Raw genomic sequence first — 1,249 nt, 5'->3', positions numbered from 1 at the left:
TGTCTAAAGAAAAATTCGAACGTGTAAAACCGCATGTGAACGTTGGTACTATTGGCCATGTTGACCACGGTAAGACCACCTTAACTGCAGCTATTTGTACTACATTATCTAAAGTATACGGGGGTGCTGCAAGAGACTTTGCGTCTATTGATAATGCTCCAGAAGAGCGTGAGCGAGGTATTACTATCTCTACTTCTCATGTTGAGTATGATACTCCAACACGACATTATGCACATGTTGATTGTCCAGGACATGCAGATTATGTTAAAAACATGATTACTGGTGCGGCTCAAATGGATGGTGGTATTTTAGTAGTAGCAGCAACAGATGGGCCTATGCCACAAACCCGTGAACATATATTACTAGGACGTCAGGTTGGTATTCCTTACATCGTGGTATTTATGAATAAATGTGATATGGTTGATGATGAGGAATTACTTGAGTTAGTAGAAATGGAAGTTCGTGAACTTTTATCTGAATATGATTTTCCAGGTGATACTTTGCCAGTAATTCAAGGCTCTGCATTAGGTGCATTAAATGGTGAAGAGCAATGGACAGCAAAAGTTATTGAGCTTGCTGAAGCTTTAGACAATTATATACCAGAGCCTAAACGTGCAGTTGATATGCCATTTTTAATGCCTATTGAAGATGTATTTTCCATTCAAGGTCGTGGTACAGTAGTGACTGGCCGTATTGAGCGTGGGGCCTTAAAAGTTGGAGAGGAAGTTTCCATTATTGGGATAAAAGATACTATAACCACTACATGTACTGGTGTTGAAATGTTTCGTAAGTTATTAGATGAAGGTCGTGCTGGTGAAAATGTTGGTGTACTTCTTCGGGGTATAAAGCGTGATGAAGTTGAACGTGGTCAAGTATTAGCCAAGCCTAATTCAATGACTCCACATACCAGATTTGAATCTGAAGTATACGTGTTGTCAAAAGATGAAGGTGGTAGACATACTCCATTTTTTAAAGGTTATCGACCGCAGTTTTATTTTCGTACAACTGATGTAACAGGCAATATTTCTTTACCAGAAGGTGTTGAAATGGTCATGCCAGGTGACAATATAAAAATGATTGTTGAGTTAATAGCTCCAATAGCTATGCATGAAGGATTACGATTCGCTATTCGTGAAGGTGGTCGCACAGTAGGTGCTGGTATTGTTGCTAAAATTTTTGAATAAGAAAGATATAATATCCCTTTCTAAGTTAGATAGAACATGATTTTTAAAATGTTTTCTAAAAAAAT

1 protein-coding gene is annotated in these 1,249 nt (G+C 38.0%); it reads left to right on the top strand.

Annotated features, from left to right (window positions below; all coding sequences use genetic code 11):
- A partial coding sequence (gene tuf, locus CF66_RS00655) for an elongation factor Tu (protein ID WP_034411203.1) occupies positions 1–1,184 on the top strand: 1,184 nt, incomplete at its 5' end.
- Between the last annotated feature and the right edge of the window lie 65 nt (positions 1,185–1,249).

Origin of the sequence: Candidatus Photodesmus anomalopis (assembly GCF_000731785.2) — a bacterium.
In the GTDB taxonomy this organism is placed as follows: Bacteria; Pseudomonadota; Gammaproteobacteria; order Enterobacterales; family Vibrionaceae; genus Vibrio; species Vibrio anomalopis.
Note: the sequence above shows the minus strand (reverse complement) of the source record. Positions and strands in the feature narration are given on the sequence as shown.